General features: G+C 66.7%; 18 protein-coding genes. 3 read left to right on the top strand and 15 right to left on the bottom strand.

The window, feature by feature from the left end; genetic code table 11:
• Positions 1 to 61: 61 nt before the first annotated feature.
• Positions 62 to 643: a superoxide dismutase gene (locus tag MARPU_RS14405; protein ID WP_005224046.1), complete on the bottom strand. Its 582-nt coding sequence runs from the start codon at positions 641 to 643 to the stop codon at positions 62 to 64.
• Between the two features lie 278 nt (positions 644 to 921).
• Here MARPU_RS14405 and MARPU_RS14400 point away from each other — a divergent pair, with 278 nt between their 5' ends.
• Entirely contained in the window at positions 922 to 2,712 is a 1,791-nt protein-coding gene (locus MARPU_RS14400) for an N-acetylglutaminylglutamine amidotransferase (protein WP_005224047.1), read from the top strand.
• Positions 2,713 to 2,778: 66 nt separating this feature from the next.
• Positions 2,779 to 3,114 (top strand): Grx4 family monothiol glutaredoxin, encoded by a 336-nt coding sequence (gene grxD / locus MARPU_RS14395; RefSeq protein ID WP_005224048.1) that lies wholly within the window; start codon positions 2,779 to 2,781, stop codon positions 3,112 to 3,114.
• Between the two features lie 13 nt (positions 3,115 to 3,127).
• On the opposite strand, the gene rnt is transcribed toward grxD, so the two are convergent.
• Positions 3,128 to 3,793: a ribonuclease T gene (gene rnt / locus MARPU_RS14390; protein ID WP_005224049.1), complete on the bottom strand. Its 666-nt coding sequence runs from the start codon at positions 3,791 to 3,793 to the stop codon at positions 3,128 to 3,130.
• Positions 3,794 to 3,914: 121 nt separating this feature from the next.
• Between rnt and MARPU_RS14385 the strand changes: the two genes are divergently transcribed.
• Positions 3,915 to 4,673, top strand: a complete 759-nt coding sequence (locus MARPU_RS14385) for an MlaA family lipoprotein (RefSeq protein WP_005224050.1) — start codon at positions 3,915 to 3,917, stop codon at positions 4,671 to 4,673.
• A 57-nt stretch (positions 4,674 to 4,730) separates the two neighbouring features.
• Here MARPU_RS14385 and pyrC read toward each other — a convergent pair whose 3' ends face one another.
• From pyrC to MARPU_RS14320, 13 genes are all read right to left on the bottom strand, one after another.
• Complete coding sequence (gene pyrC / locus MARPU_RS14380) at positions 4,731 to 5,771, bottom strand: dihydroorotase (protein WP_005224051.1); 1,041 nt, start codon at positions 5,769 to 5,771, stop codon at positions 4,731 to 4,733.
• 5 nt (positions 5,772 to 5,776) lie between these two features.
• Positions 5,777 to 7,381 (bottom strand): phosphoenolpyruvate carboxykinase, encoded by a 1,605-nt coding sequence (locus MARPU_RS14375; protein ID WP_005224052.1) that lies wholly within the window; start codon positions 7,379 to 7,381, stop codon positions 5,777 to 5,779.
• A gap of 172 nt (positions 7,382 to 7,553) precedes the next feature.
• Positions 7,554 to 7,808: a hypothetical protein gene (locus MARPU_RS14370; protein WP_005224053.1), complete on the bottom strand. Its 255-nt coding sequence runs from the start codon at positions 7,806 to 7,808 to the stop codon at positions 7,554 to 7,556.
• A 75-nt stretch (positions 7,809 to 7,883) separates the two neighbouring features.
• Positions 7,884 to 8,510: a dephospho-CoA kinase gene (gene coaE / locus MARPU_RS14365; protein WP_005224054.1), complete on the bottom strand. Its 627-nt coding sequence runs from the start codon at positions 8,508 to 8,510 to the stop codon at positions 7,884 to 7,886.
• A complete protein-coding gene (locus MARPU_RS14360) occupies positions 8,507 to 9,376 on the bottom strand; it encodes a prepilin peptidase (RefSeq protein WP_005224055.1) in 870 nt (289 codons plus the stop codon). Before MARPU_RS14360 ends, coaE begins: the two co-directional genes overlap by 4 nt.
• Before the next feature lie 57 nt (positions 9,377 to 9,433).
• The gene (locus MARPU_RS14355) at positions 9,434 to 10,696 is read right to left on the bottom strand and encodes a type II secretion system F family protein (protein WP_005224056.1); all 1,263 of its coding nucleotides are present in this window, start codon (positions 10,694 to 10,696) and stop codon (positions 9,434 to 9,436) included.
• A gap of 6 nt (positions 10,697 to 10,702) precedes the next feature.
• A complete protein-coding gene (gene pilB / locus MARPU_RS14350; protein WP_005224057.1) occupies positions 10,703 to 12,418 on the bottom strand; it encodes a type IV-A pilus assembly ATPase PilB in 1,716 nt (571 codons plus the stop codon).
• Between the two features lie 94 nt (positions 12,419 to 12,512).
• Positions 12,513 to 13,367 (bottom strand): LabA-like NYN domain-containing protein, encoded by an 855-nt coding sequence (locus tag MARPU_RS14345; RefSeq protein WP_005224058.1) that lies wholly within the window; start codon positions 13,365 to 13,367, stop codon positions 12,513 to 12,515.
• Between the two features lie 450 nt (positions 13,368 to 13,817).
• Positions 13,818 to 15,764: an acetate--CoA ligase gene (gene acs / locus MARPU_RS14340; RefSeq protein ID WP_005224059.1), complete on the bottom strand. Its 1,947-nt coding sequence runs from the start codon at positions 15,762 to 15,764 to the stop codon at positions 13,818 to 13,820.
• Positions 15,765 to 16,014: 250 nt separating this feature from the next.
• Positions 16,015 to 16,692, bottom strand: coding sequence for a 3'-5' exonuclease (locus MARPU_RS14335; protein WP_005224061.1), 678 nt, complete (start codon positions 16,690 to 16,692; stop codon positions 16,015 to 16,017).
• 9 nt (positions 16,693 to 16,701) lie between these two features.
• On the bottom strand, positions 16,702 to 18,561 hold the full coding sequence (locus MARPU_RS14330; RefSeq protein ID WP_005224062.1) for a DUF294 nucleotidyltransferase-like domain-containing protein: 1,860 nt from the start codon (positions 18,559 to 18,561) through the stop codon (positions 16,702 to 16,704).
• A 179-nt stretch (positions 18,562 to 18,740) separates the two neighbouring features.
• A complete protein-coding gene (locus MARPU_RS14325; RefSeq protein ID WP_005224063.1) occupies positions 18,741 to 20,546 on the bottom strand; it encodes a sodium:solute symporter family protein in 1,806 nt (601 codons plus the stop codon).
• 12 nt (positions 20,547 to 20,558) lie between these two features.
• Positions 20,559 to 20,816, bottom strand: a complete 258-nt coding sequence (locus MARPU_RS14320) for a DUF4212 domain-containing protein (protein ID WP_005224064.1) — start codon at positions 20,814 to 20,816, stop codon at positions 20,559 to 20,561.
• Between the last annotated feature and the right edge of the window lie 149 nt (positions 20,817 to 20,965).

Genomic DNA, 20,965 nt, shown 5'->3' with positions numbered 1-20,965 from the left:
TATTGATAAAGCTTGCATGCTGGAGGCTGGGGCACGCCCGGCGACGCCGGGCGTGAGGCGATCAGGCCGAATAGTTGGCCGCGACGAAGTCCCAGTTGACCTTGTCCCACAGGGCCGCCAGATACTTCGGACGGGCGTTGCGGTAGTCGATGTAGTAGGCGTGCTCCCAGACGTCGACGGTCAGCAGCGGCGTCTTGCCCTCGGTCATCGGGTTGGCGGCGTTGGAGGTGTTGACGATCTCCAGCGCACCCTCGGCGTTCTTCACCAGCCAGGTCCAGCCGGAGCCGAAGTTGCCCGCGGCCGACTGCTCGAACTGTTGCTTGAAGGCATCGAAGGAGCCGAAGGTCGAGTCGATCGCGCTGGCCAGGGCGCCTGCCGGCTCGCCACCGCCGTTGGGCGAGAGACAGTGCCAGTAGAAGGTGTGGTTCCACACCTGGGCGGCATTGTTGAAGACGCCGCCCTGGGCACTGTTGATGATCTCCTCGAGCGAGGCCGACTCGAATTCGGTGCCGACGATCAGGTCGTTGAGCTTGGTGACATAGGTCTGGTGATGCTTGCCGTAGTGGTAGTCGATGGTCTCGGCCGAGATCACCGGCTCGAGTGCGTCCTTGGCATAGGGCAAGGGTGGGAGTTCGTGTGCCATTGGGGTTCCCCTCCTGAATAACGGGTGCGGCTTGTCGATAAGATGCGTGGGTCGTCATGGGGCTCGTGCCCCGTGACCGAATCCTGCGTGTCCCGGGTCGTGGCTGGCGGGCCCGGCTCGGACTTGGCTTCGCCTTGCGGCCCAAACTGAGGTCAGACGGTCGCTTTTGCAACGGCCGGCGTCGCTGTGTGACCATCGCGGTAGATGTTCCGGGGAGGCGCCGAGACCGCCCCGGACCCCGACTGTGAATCGAAAAGAACACGATGGAGTGAGCACGGATGTGCGGAATCTGCGGTGAGTTGCGCCTCGACGGCGCCCCGGCCGATCTTGGCGCGATCGAGACGATGATGGCGCGCCTGACCCGACGTGGCCCCGACCATGGGGGCAGCTACAGCGACGGTGCCCTGGCCCTCGGGCACCGCCGTCTCTCCATCATCGACCTTTCGGTGCGTGCCAATCAACCCATGGTCGATGCCGAGCTGGGGCTCGCGCTGGTGTTCAACGGCACCATCTACAACCACCGCGAACTGCGCGCCGAGCTTGTCGGGCGCGGCTACCGCTTCTTCTCCGAGGGTGACGGCGAGGTCATCCTCAAGGCCTGGCACGCCTGGGGCGAGGGCTGCTTCGAGCGCCTCCACGGCATGTTCGCCTTCGGTCTGTGGGATGCGCGCGAGCGGGCGCTGATCCTCGCGCGCGACCGCTTCGGCATCAAGCCGCTGTATTGGTCGGAACAGACCGGGCGGGTGCGTTTCGCCTCCAACTCCCAGGCGCTGTTGGCCGCCGGCGGGGTCGATACCGCGGTCGATGCGGTGGCGCTCCATCATCTCTTCACCCTGCACGCGGTGGTGCCGGCGCCGCGCACCATCCTGCGCGGGGTGCGCAAGATCGAGCCGGGCCACTGGCTGCGTCTCGACGCCGATGGCCGACGCAGCGGCGGGGCCTACTGGCAGCTGGAGGCGACGCGTCCGGCGCAGCCGCGCGACGAGGGCGAGTGGCTGGAGGCGATCCATGCCGAGCTGCGCCGCGCGGTGCGGGTGCGCAGCGAGGTCGCCGACGTACCGGTCGGGGTGCTGCTCTCCGGCGGGCTCGACTCCAGTCTGCTGGTGGCGCTGCTCGCCGAGACCGGGGTGAGCGATCTGCGCACCTTCTCGGTCGGTTTCGAGGACACCCCGGAGGAGTCGGGCAGCGAGTTCTTCTACTCCGACCAGGTCGCGGCCCATTACGCCACCCGCCACCAGCGCTTCCAGGTGCCCAACGACCAGGTGCTCGAACGTCTGCCCGAGGCGATCGACGCCATGGCCGAGCCGATGTTCGGCCAGGACGCGGTGGCCTTCTATCTGCTCGCCGAGCAGGTCTCGCGCGAGATCAAGGTGGTGCAGTCGGGGCAGGGGGCCGACGAGGTCTTCGGCGGCTACTTCTGGTATCCGCGGATGCAGGCCGAGGCCGGCGGCAGCCGGCTCGAGCGCTTCGCCAAGCACTATTTCGACCGCGATCACGCGGAGTACCTGCGGATGGTCGCGGCTGCCCACGGCGGTGCCGATCACACCGCCGAGCTGATCGGCCCGGCGCTCACCGCGCCCGGTGCCGATACCTTCATGGATGCGGTGCTGCGTCTCGATGTCACCACCCTGATCGTCGACGACCCGGTCAAGCGGGTCGACAACATGACCATGGCCTGGGGGCTGGAGGCGCGGGTGCCCTTCCTCGACCATCGGCTCGTCGAGCTGGCCGCGCGCTGCCCGCCCGAGCTGAAGCTGCGCGAGGGTGGCAAGTACCCGCTCAAGGCGCTGGCGCGCGGGCTGCTGCCGGCGGCGGTGATCGATCGCCCCAAGGGCTATTTCCCGATGCCCGCGCTCAAGTACGTGCGCGGGCCCTTCCTCGCCTTCATGCGCGAGCTGCTCGACTCACGCGCCTGTCGCGAGCGCGGGCTCTACCGGCGCGACTACATCGAGCAGCTGCTCGCCGCCCCCGACATGCACCACACCCGCATCCAAGGTAACAAGCTGTGGCACCTCGCCGCGCTCGAGCTGTGGCTGCAGCGCAATGTCGATGGCGTCGGCGCCGGTTGAAATCGGCCCGGTCGGCCCGATCCTCGTGCCAGCGATGACAGGATCAAATCCGGTACGAGGTGAGCGATGGACGTGTTGGAGCGTATTGGCGAGCAGGTCAAGAACAACCCGGTGGTGATCTACATGAAGGGCACGCCGCAGTTCCCGCAGTGCGGGTTCTCGATGCGTGCGGCGCAGGCACTCCAGGAATGCGGCGTGCCCTTCGCCTATGTCAACGTGTTGCAGGACCCGGAGATCTTCGAGCACCTGCCGCGCTATGCCGACTGGCCGACCTTTCCCCAGCTCTATATCGACGGCGAGCTGGTCGGTGGCTGCGACATCACCCTCGAGCTGCATGCCGGGGGCGAACTCAAGCCGATGATGGAGCAGGCGGCGGCGCGCGCCGAGGGCGGCGCCGACTAGCGCCGCCTGGGTCTCACTCGGGGGCGGGCAGTCGCTCGCCGCTCTCCCAGAAGCGCAGTGGATCGAACTCGTTCCAGCGGTTGACGATGGTGCAGAACAGTCGCGCGGTCTGCTCGGCGTCGTAGAGCGCCGAGTGCGCCTCGCTGTTGCTCCAGCCGAGCCCGGCGGCGCGCGCGGCGTTGGCGAGCACGGTCTGGCCGAACATCAGCCCGCTGAGGCTGACGGTGTCGAAGACGCTGAAGGCATGGAAGGGGTTGCGCTTGAACTCGGTACGATCGACCGCCGCCTTGATGAAGCCGAGGTCGAAGTGGGCGTTGTGCCCGACCAGGATGGCGCGGGTGCAGCCGGTGTTCTTCACCGCCTTGCGGACCGGGGAGAGGATGCGGTTGAGCGCCTCGTGTTCGGGCACGGCGTCACGCAGCGGATGGTCCGGGTCGATGCCGTTGAAGGCGAGCGCCCTGGGGTCGAGTTCGGCGCCGACGAAGGGCAGCACGTGGCAATGGACCGCGGGCGCGGGTTCGAGCCGGCCATCGGGCGCCATGCGGATGACCACCGCGGCGATCTCGAGCAAGGCGTGGCGCTGGGCGTCGAAGCCCGCGGTCTCGACATCGACGACGACCGGCAGGAAGCCGCGAAAGCGCTGTGCAATGCCGTCTGGAATCTGTTCTTCACCGTTCATCGCGACAGCATAAGTGGTTTGGTCGGCAACGCCAATCCTGTTGCCCATGCCGGCCGCGTCAGGGGGCTGCGCTGTGGTAGGATCGCGACTCGTTGCGTTGAATCAGGTGAAGGACGTCGAGATGGACACACGCGGGTTCAAGTGGCTGGGAATCTTCGGGGCGGCACTGCTGCTGGCCGGTTGCGCCTCCGGCGCGGCGCGCGTGAGCGATCCACGCGACCCGCTCGAGCCTTACAACCGGGCCGTCTATCGCTTCAACAGCGATTTCGACAAGGCCTTCATCCAACCCACGGCGCGCGCCTATCGCAAGGTCACGCCGGAGCCGGTCGATCGCGGCGTGACCAACTTCTTCGCCAATGTCGCCGACATGACCTCGGCGGTCAACAACGTGTTGCAGTTCAAGATGTCGCGCGCCGGCAGCGATGTCGGTCGAGTGTTCATCAACTCCACCGTGGGCATCCTCGGGGTGTTCGACGTTGCCACCAACGTCGGGCTGCCGAGCTACAAGGAGGACTTCGGTCAGACGCTCGGTTACTGGGGGCTTGAGTCCGGCGCCTACTTCATGTTGCCGATCGTCGGTCCGAGCAGCATCCGCGACACTTTCGGCTTCGCCGGTGACGTGGCGCTCGACCCCTTCTTCAGCCTGAAGAAGAACCAGATCTACTGGGGAGCCGTCGTGCTGCGCGCGATCGATCAGCGGGCCGACCTGCTCGATGCCAGCGATATCCTTGAGGAGGCCGCGCTCGACCCCTACAGCTTCCTGCGCGAGACCTATCTGCAGCGCCGTGAGAGCCTGGTCCACGACGGCAACCCGCCGAGTGGTGCAGGCGGCGGCGACGTCTGGGACGAGATCGACTTCGACAGTCCCGCCGAGATCTGATCCCGCCATCCGGCGTCCCCGCCCGGGGACGCCAGAGCCTCTTCCAGAACGGCCCGATCAGGCCGTCTCGAGCCGCCAGCTGAGGGTCTCCCCGGCACGCAGCGGCACCACGCAGTCCTCGCCGAACGGATAGTGCGCCGGCACCTGCCAGGGCGTGCGGGTCAGCCGCACCCGTTCCTGGTTGCGCGGCAGTCCGTAGAAGTCGGCGCCGTGATGACTGGCGAAGCCCTCGAGCCGATCCAGCGCGCCGGCCTCGTCGAACACCTCTGCATACAGCTCCAGCGCCGCGTGCGCGCTGTAGGCGCCGGCGCAGCCGCAGTCGCTGAGCTTGGCCGTGCGCGGGTGCGGGGCGCTGTCGGTGCCGAGGAAGAAGCGCGGATGACCGCTGGTTGCAGCCTCGACCAGCGCCTCGCGGTGACGCTCGTGCTTGAGCACCGGCAGGCAGTAGAAGTGCGGACGGATGCCGCCGGCGAGCAGAGCGTTGCGGTTGTAGCGCAGGTGGTGCGGGGTGATGGTGGCGCCCAGGGTCTCCGGGCCCTCGCGCACCAGGGCCACACCGTCGGCGGTGGTGACGTGCTCGAAGACCACCTTCAGCTCGGGGAAGTCGCGCAGCAGCGGCACCAGCTTGTCATCGATGAAGCGCTGTTCGCGCTCGAAGATGTCGACCTCGGGGTCGGTGACCTCGCAGTGCACCAGCAGCGGCATGGCGTTGCGCTGCATCGCCTCGAGCACCGGGGCGATGCGGGCGATGTCGGTGACGCCGCTGTCGGAGTTGGTGGTGGCGCCGGCCGGGTAGAGCTTGCAGGCGGCCACCGCGCCGCTGGCGCGTGCCCTGTCGATCTCCTCAGGCCGGGTGAGGTCGGTGAGATAGAGCGTCATCAGCGGCTCGAAGCCGCTCCCCTCCGGCAGTGCCGCCAGGATGCGCTCACGATAGGCGAGCGCCAGGGCGGTGTCGGTCACCGGCGGCTTGAGGTTGGGCATGATGATGGCGCGCGCGAACTGGCGCGCGCTGTGTCCCACCACATCGGCCATCGCCGCGCCGTCGCGCAGGTGCAGGTGCCAGTCGTCGGGGCGGGTGATCTCGATCGTCTCGGTCATCGCGATCAACCCGCCTGCGGGCCGGCGGCGAGGATCGCGGCATCGACCTCGTCGGTGAACTTGGTGAAGTTGTCGCGGAACATCCCGGCGAGCTTGCGTGCCTGGGCATCGTAGGCGGCCGGATCGGACCAGGTGGCGCGCGGGTCGAGGATCTCGCTCGGCACCCCGGGGCAGGTCTCGGGGATGTTGAGCCCGAAGATCGGGTCGGGACGGGTGGCCACGCCCTCGAGCTTGCGATCGAGCACCGCGTGCACCATGGCGCGGGTGTGGGGGATGGCGACACGCTTGCCGACGCCATACGGGCCGCCGCTCCAGCCGGTGTTGATCAGCCATACCTGGGTGCCGTGCTCGGCCAGGCGCTTGCCGAGCAGCTCGGCGTAACGTTGCGGGTGGCGCGGCATGAAGGGCGCGCCATAGCAGGCGCTGAACACCGGCGAGGGCTCGGTGACGCCCTTCTCGGTGCCGGCCACGCGCGCGGTGTAGCCGGAGATGAAGTGATACATCGCCTGCTCCGGGGTCAGCCGCGAGATCGGCGGCAGCACGCCGAAGGCGTCGCAGGTGAGAAACAGGATGGCGTCCGGGTGTCCGCCCATGCCGGTGTCGCTGGCATTGGGGATGGCGCTGATGTGATAGGCGCCGCGGGTGTTCTCGGTCAACGAGTCGTCGTCGAGGTCGAGCCGGCGCGTCTCCATGTTCATGGTGACGTTCTCGAGGACGGTGCCGAAGCGACGCGTGGTGGCGTGGATCTCGGGCTCGGCATCGGCCGAGAGCCGGATCATCTTGGCGTAGCAGCCGCCCTCGAAGTTGAACACCCCGTCGTCGCTCCAGCCGTGCTCGTCGTCACCGATCAGGGTGCGCGAGGCGTCGGCCGAGAGGGTGGTCTTGCCGGTGCCGCTGAGACCGAAGAAGAGCGCGGTGCGACCGTCCTCGCCGATGTTGGCCGAGCAGTGCATCGGCAGCACGCCGCGCCCCGGCATCAGGTGGTTCATCACCGTGAACAGCGACTTCTTGATCTCGCCGGCATAGCTGGTGCCGCCGATCAGCACCAGACGCTTCTCGAAGTTGACCAGGATGCAGGTCTCGCTGTTGGTCTTGTCGAGTCCGGGGATGGCGTGGAAGTGCGGTGCGGCGATGACGGTGAACTCGGGCGCGAAGTGCTCCAGCTCTTCGGGTTTGGGCTGGATGAAGAGATTGCGCGCGAACAGGCTGTGCCAGGCCTTCTCGGTGATCACGCGCGCCGGCAGCCGGTAGTTGGGATCGGCGCCGACGAAGCAGTCCTGGACGTAGACGTCCTTCATCTGCAGGTAGGAGGCGAGACGATGATGGACCAGGTCGAAGTGTTCGATGTCGATCGGGCGGTTGACCTCGCCCCACCAGATGTCGTCGCGGCTGCTCGGCTCCTCGACGATGAACTTGTCGTTGGCCGAACGCCCGGTGTGATGGCCGGTGCGCACCACCAGCGGACCCATGTGGGCGACCTGTCCCTCGTAGCGCGCCAGCGCCTGCTCGTAGAGTTCCGCGGTGGGGAGGTTCCAATGGACGGCGCTGAGGTTGTAGAGGCCGTGTTGTTCGAGCGGGTGGTCGCTGTTCGGACGTCCGGAAACGCGCATTGCTGGCTCCAATCTGGGTTTTCTGGGCAAGGGAGGCTGGACAAGTGCTCGGATCTTGCCGCAACGGGGTCGATAGGCGTGGAGCCTACACCAAATCGACCCCGCTGCGGACGCTCGAGCGGTGCGATACCCGCTTCCTTTGCGACGGATCAGGATCGTGCCGGGCGCGCGATCATGAACTGGCCGGTCGCGCGCCCGAGCCGCTGCTCGTCCCCTGCTTCTTGCCGCTACCGCTGCTGCGGCAGTGACCGGAGACCTTGACCCCGTCCTTGCGGGTGTAGGGATCGACCCAGTGACACTCGCCCTTGCGCTCGCAGGCGCCCTTGTCGAGTCCCTTGCAGGCCGAGGCGGCATGGGGCGTCGGGGCGGTTCCGAGCATGAGTGCGGTGGTGGTGATGGACAGCACGAGACGCGGGTTGATGCGCATGCTTCCCTCCGGTGCGTGTCGGTTGCGGGTGAAACTCCCTGCCGTGTACGTGGCGTGAGGAAAGCTAGGTCGCGCTCAACCGCTTTGCAAGTCGGTCTTCCCGGCGGTCAGCCTCAGGTAGTGCTGGTGCAGGCGCCGTACCTGCTCGGCGAGATCCTGCGGCTCGCCGCTATTGTCGATCAGGTCGTCGGCGCGCGCGCAGCGGCGGGCGCGCGGGATCTGCGCGGCGATGATGCGGGCGATCTCGTCGTCGGCCAGCCCGCTGCGCGCACGCACGCGCTCGATCTGTGCCGACTCGGGGAGGTCGACCACCAGCACCCGGTCGGCGAGACGCTGCTGTCCGGTCTCGAACAGCAACGGGATCACCAGCACCGCGTAGGGGGTACGCAGCGCGGCGCGCTCGGCGCACATCCGCGCCTCGATGCGCGGGTGCAGGATGGACTCGAGTCGCTGGCGGGCCTCGGGGTCGGAGAACACCCGCGCGCGCATCGCGGCGCGATCCAGGGTGCCGTCGGCAGCGATCATCTCGCCACCAAAGGTGGCGGCGATCGTCGCCAGGGTGTCGGCGTCGTCACGGGTGAGGGCGTGGGAGATGTGGTCGGCATCGATCACGCCGGCGCCGAGTCGCTCGAGCTGCGCGGCGACGGTGCTCTTGCCGCTACCGATGCCGCCGGTGAGGGCGATGGTCAGCATGGCGCTCATCCCAGTCCGCTGAGGCGCAGATAGGCGCCGGTGATCTGCTCGCCCCACAGCAGTGCGACCCAGCCGGCGACGGCGAGGAAGGGACCGAAGGGCATGGCGGTGTCGCGCCCCTGGCGTCGCAGTGCGATCAGCACGCCACCAATCAGCGCCCCGGAGACCGCCGAGAGCAGTATCACCAGGGGCAGCGCCTGCCAGCCGAGCCAGGCCCCGAACAGGGCCAGCAGCTTGAAGTCGCCATAGCCCATGCCTTCCTTGCCGGTGAGCAGGCGAAAGGCGTGATAGAGGCTCCACAGCAACAGATAGCCGGCAGCCGCGCCGATGATCGCCGCCTGGGCGTCGGTGAACACCCCGAACAGGCTGAGGATCAGCCCGAGCCACAGCAGCGGCAGGGTGATGCGGTCGGGCAGCAGCTGGGTGTCGAGGTCGATCACCGCCAGTGCGACCAGGCCCCAGGTCAGCACCAGCGCGGCGAGTAGCTGCACACTGGCGCCGAAGTGCAGCGCCGCGACGAGACCGAGCAACGCGGTGAGCAGCTCGACGGCCGGATAGCGCCAACCGATCGGCGTCTTGCAGGCGCTGCAGCGTCCGCGCAGCAGCAGGAAGCTCAGCAGCGGGATGTTCTCGTGGGCGCGGATGCGGTGACCGCAGTGCGGGCAGGTCGAGGGCGGGCGCGCCAGCCCTGGGGGCGGCGTCGCGTCGGCGGACTCGCCGGCGAACTCGGCGCACTGCGCGCGCCACTCGTGCTCGAGCATCCGCGGCAGACGCAGGATGACGACGTTGAGGAAGCTGCCGAGGATCAGTCCGAGCAGCGTGACGGTGACATAGAGCAGCATGGGGGACTGCTGGAATGGCTCTAGCCAGGGCATGGTCGAGTCCTTGCTGGGGCGGGTCGGGAGAGGCGACGCCGGGGCGTCGCCACGAGGTCAGACGACGGAGGCGAGCTTGAAGATCGGCAGGTACATGGCCACCACCAGGCTGCCGACCAGGCCGCCGATGATCACCATGATCATGGGTTCGAGCAGGCTGCTGAGGCTGTCGACGGCGTTGTCGACCTGCTCCTCGTAGAAGTCGGCGACCTTGCCGAGCATGGTGTCGAGCGCGCCCGACTCCTCGCCGATCGAGGTCATCTGGATCACCATGTGGGGGAAGAGGTCGCGCTGGCGCATCGCCAGCTGCAGCGACTGACCCGTGGCGACCTCCTCGCGCATCTTCAGCACCGCGTCCTGGTAGACGATGTTGCCGGTGGCCCCGGAGACCGACTCGAGCGCGTCGACCAGCGGCACACCGGCGGCGAACATGGTCGAGAGGGTGCGGGCGAAGCGTGCCAGTGCGGCCTTGTTGAGGATCGAGCCGATCACCGGGATGCGTAGCACCATCCGGTCGATCCCCTCGCGCAATCCGCGGCTGCGCTTGTAGAGTGCGGTGAAGCCGTAGCCGAGGGCGCCGAGTCCGAGGAACACCGCCCACCACCACTGGCGCAGCAGGTCGGAGAGGTTGATCACCATCAGGGTGAAGGCCGGCAGGTCGGCGCCGAAGCTCGAGAACAGGTCCTTGAACTGGGGGATGACGAACAGCAGGATCACCACGGTGACGATCACCGCCACGGCGATCACCGCCGCGGGATAGAACATCGCCTTCTTGATCTTGCCCTTGATCGACTCGGTCTTCTCCTTGTAGGTGGCGATCTTGTCGAGCAGCACGTCGAGCACACCGGCCTGCTCGCCGGCGGCGACCAGGTTGCACACCAGGTCATCGAAATAGAGCGGATACTTGCCGAGCGCCAGGGCCATCGCGGTGCCGCTCTCGATGTCCTGCTTGATCGCCAGGATCATGTCCTGCATCGAGGGGTTGTCGTGACCACGCCCGACGATGTCGAAGGCCTGCACCAGGGGTACGCCCGCGGCCATCATGGTGGCGAGCTGGCGGGTGAACACGGCGATGTCGGCGGTGGTGATCTTCTTCTTGCGGGTGCCGAGCAGCGGCTGGGGTTTCTTGCGCACCTTGGTCGGATTGACGCCCTGGCGACGCAGTTCGGCGCGGACCAGGTTCATGGTGGCCGCGCGGCTCTCGCCCTTGATGCGGGAGCCCTTGCGGTCGACCCCTTCCCAGAGGAAGACGGTGGCCTTGTCCTTGTCCTTGGTCTTGTTCTGGGAGGCCTTCGGTTTCTGTTTCGCTGCCAGCGCCATGGGTGCCTACTCTTTGGTGACGCGGTTGAGTTCTTCGAGGCTGGTGAGCCCGTTCTTGACCTTGCGCAGACCAGACCGGCGCAGGTCGGCGACGCCCTCGCGCCGCGCCTGGTCGGCGAGCTGCATCGAGTTGCCACCCTCGAGGATCAGCCGGCTGATCTCCTCGGAGATGGGCATCACCTGGAAGATACCAACGCGCCCCTTGTAGCCCTTGGTGCAGCGCTCGCAGCCGACCGGCTTGTAGATGGTCAGCCCGGCCTCGATCTCCTCGTCGCTGAAGCCCTCGGCGCGCAGCGCCTCGGGCGGCAGCTCGTGCGGTTCGCGACAGTGCAGGCAGAGCCGGCGCGCCAGTCGCTGGGCCATGATCAGCAGTACCGAGGAGGCGATGTTGAACGGCGCCACGCCCATGTTGGCCAGACGGGTGAGGGTCTGGGGGGCGTCGTTGGTGTGCAGGGTGGAGAGCACCAGGTGGCCGGTCTGGGCGGCCTTGACGGCGATCTCGGCGGTCTCGAGGTCGCGGATCTCGCCGACCATGACGATGTCCGGGTCCTGGCGCAGGAAGGCGCGCAGCGCCGAGGCGAAGGTCAGCCCGGTCTTGGGGTTCATGTTGACCTGGTTGATGCCGGGCACCTGGATCTCGACCGGATCCTCGACGGTGGAGATGTTGATCTCGGGTTCGTTGAGGATGTTGAGCGCGGTGTAGAGCGAGACGGTCTTGCCCGAGCCGGTCGGGCCGGTGACCAGGATCATGCCGTAGGGCTTCTTGATCGCCTTGAGGAAGGTGTCGCGCTGCTCGGGCTCGAAACCGAGCGCGTCGATGCCGACCTGCGCCGAGGACGAGTCGAGGATACGCAGCACCACCTTCTCGCCGTAGAGGGTGGGCAGGGTGTTGACGCGGAAGTCGATGTCGCGCGAGCGGCTGAGCTTGAGCTTGATGCGCCCGTCCTGGGGGATGCGCCGCTCGGCGATGTTCATCCGCGACATCACCTTGAGTCGGGCGATCAGCCGGTTGGCGATGCTCTGCGGCGGGTTGGCCACTTCCTGGAGCAGGCCGTCCTGGCGGAAGCGCACACGGAAGAACTTCTCGTAGGGCTCGAAATGGATGTCCGAGGCCCCGGCGGTGATGGCGTCGACCAGGATCTTGTTGACGTAGCGCACGATCGGCGCCTCGTCGATATTGGCCTCGCTGCCGTCGTCGCGTTCTTCGTCCTCGTCCTGGGCGATCTCGAGCTTCTCCAGGTCGGCGTCCATGATCTCGCTCATGGTCGTGTCCTGGGCCTCGATCGCGCTGTCGATCGCCGCCTGGAGCTTGTCCTCCTCGACCAGCACCGCGTCGGTGGCCAGCCCGGTGTTGAAGCGGATCTCCTCGAGCGCCTGGTCGTTGGTGGGGTCGGAGACGGCGAGGAACAGTCGATTGCCGCGTCGGAACAGCGGCAGTGCATGGTGTTTGCGGATCAGTCGCTCGTCGACCAGGCTGGTCGGCAGCTCGGAGACCTCGACCGAGCCGAGGTCGATCAGCGGCACGCCGAACTCGTGCGCCGCAGCGACCGCGATCGAGCGGCTCGAGAGCAGCCCCTGGCCGACCAGATGACCGACGAAGGTCCGCCGCTGACGGGTCGCTTCTTCCTGTGCATCGACCGCCTGCTGCTCGCTGAGCAACTCGTCCCTGACCAAGCGCAAGGCCAGTCCCGAGAGCTTGACGTTGGCGGCATCTAGCGACATGGGATCGAGGCTCCGGTGGGATGGTGGCGCCGCCGCCCGCGCGTGCTCGGACGGTGCGGCGAACGAGGCCGGTGGCGGGCGGGACGGAGCGGGATCACTTGTTCTTGTGGTCCTGGTTGACCTTGTAGGCGTCCCTGATGTTGGTGGCGATCAGGCCGTCTTGCTGCTCGCTCGGCTGGAGGTAGAACTCGAACACGAAGTCACGACTCATCAGATGCCTGTCCTCGATCCCGTGATCCACCTCGCTCTTGTGGAAGAACACCGAGCTGTAGGGGGATTGCGGGTTGCGGGTATCGGTGACCCACTGGTCGGCGGAGATCCGGTTGAGTACCCGCATGAAACCGTAGCCCTTGTCCTTCAGCCAGTTGACGCAGACGCCGCGCACGCACGAGCCGATTTCGCCCCACTGGTTGTCCTTCTCGTAGTGGATCGGCAGCAGGTCGGGGATGGTGAAGCCTGAGTAGAAGGCGTCGACCTGTTGCTGCAGTTCCTCCGAGATGTGCTTGAAGCCGATCAGCTCGACCCGGCACCCCTGGTTCTGCAGTGCCCGCACCAGCGGGAGGAAGTCGCCGTCTCCGGTGACCAGCAGGATGTGGTCGAGCCGCTCGGCTTGCAGCATGGCGTCGACCGCCAGGTCGAGGTCGGCATCGGCCTTGCTGTTGGTGATGTTGCCGTCCTCGTCGCGATAGTGACGCACGTGCTTGAGATTGACCTTGTAGCCGAACTCACGGATCAGCTGATGGTACTCGTGACACTTGCGCTTGTAGTCCTCGTCACCATCCTTGTCCGCGCGCTCGACATCATAGGCGATGTAGGTGTTGAGGCGCTGCAGTCTCCCTCCCTCGCGTGCGGCGAACCGTCTCAGCACATCGTAGCGCATCTGGTAGCCGCCGTTGTAGCGGATGTTTTCCGCGTCGATGAAGACACCGACCCTGGGTTGTGGGCTCATGTTGGATGGTTTGCTCGTTGTCTCGACCAACTGTTTGCAATGGTCTCAGTATGGATTCTGAGTCCGTTCGTGGACGCCGGGCACGGCGCTTGGGCACATCCGTGACGTCGCCCTTCGAAGCGAGGGCGTGGCGGACGACCAGCCGCGGTAAGAGGCCGCTGGATGCCCGTGGTCGCGATGCCGGTTGTGGGGCAGGCTGGCAGACGCCATCCGCTCCCGAGTCACCTCCGAGGGCTCGGGGGTGGTTTCAAGGTGCTTGGCATCGGGTCACATCGCAGGGGCTGGGGTCGTGCCCCGAGGGGCGGTCGTCCAACTGGGCAGACGGACCGATGGTGTGGTGTTTGCTCGAATGAATCAAGACGGCGTCCGGCAATCGTGTTCCCGGACGCCGCGCCGGAGCGCGCCCGGTGTTCCCGGGCGCGGCGCGTCCATGCGCCTCGGCGGCGGTCCTCAGTGGTTGAGTCGGCCGTCGATCAGCTCGTTGACCACGGTCGGGTCGGCGAGCGTCGAGGTATCGCCCAGCGAGTCGATCTCGTTGGCGGCGATCTTGCGCAGGATGCGGCGCATGATCTTGCCCGAGCGGGTCTTCGGCAGGCTCGGCGCCCACTGGATGAGATCGACGATGGCGATCGGGCCGATCTCGCCGCGTACCAGCGAAACCAGCTCCTTCTTCAGCGCATCGCTCGGCTCGACCCCGGCCATCGGGGTGACATAGGCATAGATGCCCTGGCCCTTGACCTCGTGCGGATAGCCGACCACCGCGGCCTCGGCCACGTGCGGGTGCAGTACCAGCGCCGACTCGATCTCGGCGGTGCCGAGACGGTGGCCGGAGACGTTGAGCACGTCGTCGATGCGTCCGGTGATCCAGTAGTAGCCATCGGCATCGCGCCGTGCACCGTCACCCGAGAAGTAGTACCCCGGGTACTGCTTGAAGTAGGTGTCGATGAAGCGCTGGTGATCGCCGTAGACGGTACGCATCTGCCCCGGCCAGGGACGGGTGATGACCAGCGCGCCCTCGCCCTCGCCCTCGATCGGGGTGCCCTCGGCGGGATCGACCAGCGCCGGCACCACGCCGAAGAAGGGGCGGGTGGCCGAACCCGGCTTGAGCGCGGTGGCGCCCGGCAGCGGGGTGATCAGGTGACCGCCGGTCTCGGTCTGCCACCAGGTGTCGACGATCGGGCAACGCTCCTCGCCGACGATGTGGTAGTACCACTCCCAGGCCTCGGGGTTGATCGGCTCGCCGACCGAGCCGAGGATGCGCAACGACTTGCGCGAGGTCTGCTTGACCGGCTCCTCGCCGGCGCGCATCAGCGAGCGGATCGCCGTGGGTGCGGTGTAGAAGCTGTTGACCTGGTGCTTGTCGACGACCTGCCAGAAGCGCGACATGTCGGGGTAGTTGGGGATGCCCTCGAACATCAGCGAGGTGGCACCGTTGGCCAGCGGACCATAGACGATATAGGTGTGTCCGGTGACCCAGCCGACGTCGGCGGTGCACCAGTAGACCTCGCCCTCCTGGTAGTCGAAGGTGTACTTGTGGGTCATCGCGGCATAGACCAGGTAGCCGCCGGTGGTGTGCAGCACGCCTTTGGGTTTGCCGGTCGAGCCCGAGGTGTAGAGGATGAACAGCGGATCCTCGGCGTCCATCTCGGTCGGCTCGCAGGTCGGTGCAGCCGCGGCGATGGCCTCGTGGTACCAGATGTCGCGACCCTCGACCCACTCGACCTCGCCACCGGTGCGCCGCACCACCACCACGGTGTCGACGTTGGGGCACTCCTGCAGCGCGGTGTCGGCGTTGCGCTTGAGCGGGATGTGACGGCCGCCGCGCACGCTCTCGTCGGAGGTGATCACCACCTTGCACTCGGAGTCGAGCACGCGATCGCGCAGCGAGTCGGGCGAGAAGCCGCCGAAGACGATCGAGTGCACCGCGCCGATGCGCGCGCAGGCGAGCATTGCCACCGCCGCTTCGGGGATCATCGGCAGATAGATGCACACCCGGTCGCCCTTCTCGACCCCGCGCGCCTTGAGCGCGTTGCCGAGACGCGAGACCTCCTCGTGCAGCTCACGATAGGTGATGCTGCGATCCTCGTTGGGGTCGTCGCCCTCCCAGATGATGGCGACCTGGTCGCCACGGGTCTCGAGATGGCGGTCGAGGCAGTTGTAGGTGACGTTGAGCTTGCCGCCCTTGAACCACTCGACGTGCAGGTCGTCGGCCTGGTAGCTGTAGTCGAGGACGCTGTCCCACTTCTTGAACCAGGTGACGAACTGCTCGGCGTGCTCGCCCCAGAAACCCTCGGGGTCATCGACGGAACGTCGATACATCGCCTCGTAGGTGGCAGCGTCGATGTGGGCGTTGGCGGCAGTTTCCGCCGGCACTGGATAGACCTTTTGCTCCGACATGGATGTCGTCTCCTCTTATCGTGGTCTCTTCTTGTAGGGTGATTCGGTGCCGGCGAACTGCTTGAAGCAGCGTCGATACCGTGAGGCCGGCGTCTAGTTGTGCGCACATGGTAAACGGTCATACCTGAGGCATCTAGCCATTCCCCGGGGCACGTCCGTCGCGTGCGTCGTCGCGGGTGGTGATGGCGAGCCCTTGCGCGATGTCATGTTCCTTTCGTGTTCTCCACGTCGCTGTGCCCTCAGTCCTGGCTCAGCACAGAAAGGCGCCGAGCGCTACGCCCTTGCCGTCGTCGCGGTAGGCCGCTTGGGCGAGGAACAGTTCGGCGGCGGCGAGGGCGTCGCCGAGCGCGTCGTGGGCGCCGTGACGGGGCAGGTTGTAGCGGTCGCAGAGCGCGTAGAGACGCAGGTCAGAGCCGCGAAAGGGGATCTGGCGACGCTCGAAGGTGCGATGCGCCAGCACCTGGGTGTCGATCACCCGGGTCAACAGCCCCTGGCGCCACAGGCGCCTGCACGCCGCCGAGAGGAAGCCAAGCTCGATGCTGGCGTGGTGTGCGATCAGCACCCGTCCGGCGAGCGCCGCGAGCAGCTCGGCGAGGACCGGCTCGAGTTCGCCGCCGCAGGCCGCCTGGTCGTCGGTGATCTGATGGATCACCGCGCTCTCCTCGGGGATCGCGCCGCCGACGCGCACCAGATGACGGCGCGCGCTGGAGAGGTCGATGGCCGCGCCGCGCACCACCACATGACCGACGCTGAGGATCTGGTCGTTGCGCGGATCGAGCCCGGTGGTCTCGAGGTCCACGGCGAGATACTCGACCTCGCGCCAGTCGGCGCGCGGGCGTGGTGTCGGCTGGGCGAGGTGTTCGCGCAGCGGCCCTTGGGGCGCGCGGCGCAATCGCCAGCGCCGGCGCCATTCGATCGGTCCTGGCATCCGGCGTCCTCAGGTGAAGCGGCCCGCCTGATGGCGTTGTCCGAGTGACTCCTGCATGGTGTTGATCAGCAGGAAGGCGTCCTTGAGATGGCCGCGCTCGAGCGGTGAAAGCTCGTCGGGCGAGAGGAAGTTGTCGGCCTTGGCGCCGCGGCGCAGCTGGTGGGCCTGATGGCGCATGCGCAGGGTGGAGATGAACTCCGAGGCATCGACCAGATTGGCCGCGCCGTCGCGGCTCAGCGCGCCGCACTCGGCCGCCGCGCGTAGTCGCTCGCGGGTGTTGGTCTCGGTGAGTCCGGCCGAGAGCGCATAGACCCGCGCCAGATCGATGATCGGCACGGTGCCGCGATGCTTGATGTCGAAGGTGTGGTCGTGGTCGCCGCCGTGGATCAGCACGATGTTACGGAAGAATCCGAGCGGCGGGCGGTACTTGAGTGCGTTGGCCGCCATGTAGGCGATGAAGATGCGGTTGGCGCGGGTGCGCTCGAGCATGCGCTGCTGCAGCGGCTCGAACAGGCTCGCCGGGTCGTGCAGCGGGCGCAGGTCGAAGAACACGCTGGCGAGCATCAGCGCCAACGGCTCGGGTTTGACGATCCAGGTGGCGAAATAGTCGTGCCAGATCCGCAGTGGTTGGCGCCACTTGGGGTTGGAGGCCATCACGTCGCCCGGACAGTAGATGAAGCCGCAGGCGTGCAAGCCGTCGTTGACGAAGCGGGCGAGTGCGGCGAAGTAGGCGTCGTGCTCGGGGCCGGCCTCGTCGGCGAGCAGCAGGGCGTTATCCTGGTCGGAGTGCGAGGACTGTTCGCGCCTGGCCTGGGAGCCGCCGACCATCCAGCAGTAGGGGACCGGCGGCGCGCCGAGTTCGGCCTCGGCCAGCTCCAGCAGGCGTCGGGTGATGGCGTCGGTGATGGTGCTGATCGCCTGGCCGACCTGGTGGGCGGTGGCTCCGGCGGTGACCAGATGGACCTGCAACTCGGGGATGCGCGAGCCGATCTCCACCAGGGTCTCGAGGGACTCGGCGCGATGGATGTCGCCGACCAGATAGACGGCGTTGGCGCTCTGGAAGCGGGTCAGGTCGGTGCTCGAGACCAGCCCCATCACCCGCCCGCGCTCGATCACCGGGAGGTGATGGACGTTGAGCCGGGTCATGGTCAGTAGTGCCTCGAAGCCCAGGGTGTCGGGTTCGATGCTGTGCAGTCGCTCGGTCATGATCTCGCGCACCGGTCGCTCGCTCGGCAGTCCGGCGGCGAGACAGCGACTGCGCAGGTCGCGATCGGTGATCATCCCCGCCAGGTGCTCGCCCTCCATGATCAGCAGCGAGGAGACGCGGTGCTCGGACATGATCCCCGCCGCCTCGCGTATGCTGGTCTCCGGGCCGGTGCTGATCGGTGCGCGGTTGATCATGCTGCGCACCCGTACCGTCATCAGTCCGGTGCCCGACGGCGGGGTGTCGCGCACCACGTCGAGGGCCTTGCGCAGGCGGTTGGAGATCGACTGCTCGAAGTGTTCGGCGAAGCCGGCATGGCGCTCGCGCAACGCCTGTAGTTCGCCGCAGGGCAGGGCGTAGACCAGGGTGTCCTCGACGGCGGTGGCGCGGTAGCGATCGCTGTCGTCGCGACAGCGCAGGTCGTACAGATCGCCCTCGGCGAGCTTGCCGATCAGTTCGTCATCGTCGTTGCGCAGTTCGATCGCGCCGCGTCGCAGGATATAGAGCCGGGGACCGTCCTCGTCCTCCGGCGGAAAGGCGCTGTCACGACGCACATAGCGCACCTGGAGGCGTCGCGGCAGTTGCGCTAGCGCCTCCTCGGGCAGCTGGTCGAAAGGCGGCCTGCCGGCGAGGAATTCCTGGATCTCGATCAGTTCGATGTCCATGGTCGATGTCCCGTGCCCGTGATCTGAAGTGGCTCGGCCGGGTCGTTGGCGGTGTGCGCCGGCCCGGCGTTGTCGGTGTCCGTTCGTGGGCCGCCCTGTCGCAGCCTGTTGCGACAGGGCGAAAAAGCCCCGCCGAAGCGGGGCTTGGGTCAACGCTCAGGGAGTGAGCGCGGCGTCCATCAATGGCCGCCGGCCTCGCCGGCGCCGCGCGGGATGCGCACGTCCTCGACGAGGTGCTGGATGTGCTCCGGCGGCGGTGCCGTCAGCTTGGCGACGATGATGGCCACGGTGAAGTTGACCAGTGCGCCGACCGCGCCGAAGGCGTTGGGCGAGATCCCGAAGAACCAGTCCTTGCCCATGCCCAGCTCGGGCATCAGGAAGGAGGTCCCGGGGACGAAGAAGATGCCCTTGTGCTGGAACACGTAGAGCAGGGTCACGGTGATGCCCGCGATCATGCCTGCGACCGCCCCAGCCTTGTTCATCCGGGTGGCGAAGATCCCCATCATCAGCGCCGGGAACAGGGAGGAGGCGGCGAGCCCGAAGGCGATGGCCACGGTGCCGGCGGCGAAGCCCGGCGGATTGAGACCGAGATAGCCGGCGACCATGATCGCCACCAGCATCGACACGCGTCCGGCCATCAGCTCGTTCTTCTCCGAGATCTTCGGCATCATCACGCCCTTGAGCAGGTCGTGGGAGATCGCCGAGGAGATCGCCAGCAGCAGTCCCGCTGCGGTTGAGAGCGCTGCGGCCAGACCACCGGCGACCACCAGTGCGATCACCCAGGCCGGCAGGCCGGCGATCTCGGGGTTGGCGAGCACCATGATGTCGCGGTCGACCTTGACCATCTCGTTGCCGGCCCAGCCGTAGGACTCGGCCTCGGCGGCGAACTCGGGATCGGCGTCGTTGTAGTACTGGATGCGACCGTCGCCGTTCTTGTCCTCGAACTGCAGCAGGCCGGTCTCCTCCCACTTCTTGAACCAGTCGGGACGCTCGTCATAGAGCAGGTTACCCTCGACGCTGCCGATCGGACCGATCTGGATGGTGTCCATCAGGTTGAGTCGCGCCATGGCGCCGACGGCCGGGGCGGTGGTGTAGAGCAGGGCGATGAAGACCAGCGCCCAGCCGGCCGAATAGCGTGCGTCGCGCACCTTGGGCACGGTGAAGAAGCGGATGATGACGTGCGGCAGACCGGCGGTGCCGATCATCAGCGACAGGGTGTAGGCGAACATGTTCAGGGAGTTGCCCATGGTCTGGGTGGTGTACTCCTTGAACCCGAGATCGGTGACCACCTGGTCGAGCTTGTCGAGCAGCGACATGCCGGTGGCGATACCGTTCTGGACGTATTCGCTGCCGAGCCCCAGCTGGGGCAGCGGGTTGCCGGTGAGGTTGAGCGAGATGAATACCGCCGGCACGGTGTAAGCGAAGATCATGACCACATACTGGGCGATCTGGGTATAGGTAATACCCTTCATGCCGCCGAGCACGGCGTAGATGGCGACGATGCCCATGCCGATATAGAGACCGGTGTCGTAGGGCACTTCGAGGAAGCGCGAGAAGGCCACGCCGATCCCCTTCATCTGACCGATGACATAGGTGATCGAGGCGAGGATCAGGCAGATGACCGCGACGATGCGCGCCGACTGCGAGTAGTAACGATCACCGATGAACTCGGGCACGGTGAACTTGCCGAACTTGCGCAGATAGGGCGCGAGCAGCAGCGCGAGCAGCACATAGCCGCCGGTCCAGCCCATCAGGAAGACGGATGCGCCATAGCCGTTGAAGGCGATCAGCCCGGCCATGGAGATGAAGGATGCCGCCGACATCCAGTCGGCGCCGGTGGCCATGCCGTTGGCAACCGGGTGAACGCCGCCGCCGGCGACGTAGAACTCGCCGGTGCTACCGGCGCGGGCCCAGATGGCGATGCCGATGTACAACGCAAAGGTCGCGCCGACAACGCCGTAGGTCCACATATCAAGAGGCGTCATGATCTGTGCTCCTTACTCTTCGCCGACGTCGAACTTCTTGTCGAGCCTGTTCATGTTCGCCGCATAGACGAAGATCAGTACCACGAAGGTATAGATCGAGCCTTGCTGGGCGAACCAGAAGCCGAGTTTGTAGCCCCCAAGGGAAATGGCATTCAAGGGTTCGACCAGGATGATCCCGAACCCATACGAGACCACGAACCAGATGGTCAGCAGAACCACCAGCAGGCGAATGTTCGCCCGCCAGTACTCTGCCCGTTTTTCAGGTGTCATTTCGATGTCACTCCGTATCGACAAGTGGATTGCGTAATTGCTCGGGGTGACGGGGCGTTGACCAGCAGCCGCGCGCAAGCACGGGCCCGGTGGTCAGACCGCGACAGATGCCCCCTCATTCTCTTTCTTCTAGTGTGTGTGTGCCGTAT

Origin of the sequence: Marichromatium purpuratum 984, assembly GCF_000224005.2 — a bacterium.
GTDB classification, from domain to species: Bacteria; Pseudomonadota; Gammaproteobacteria; order Chromatiales; family Chromatiaceae; genus Marichromatium; species Marichromatium purpuratum.
The sequence above is the reverse complement of the archived record's forward strand: the minus strand, read 5'-3'. Positions and strand labels throughout refer to the sequence as shown.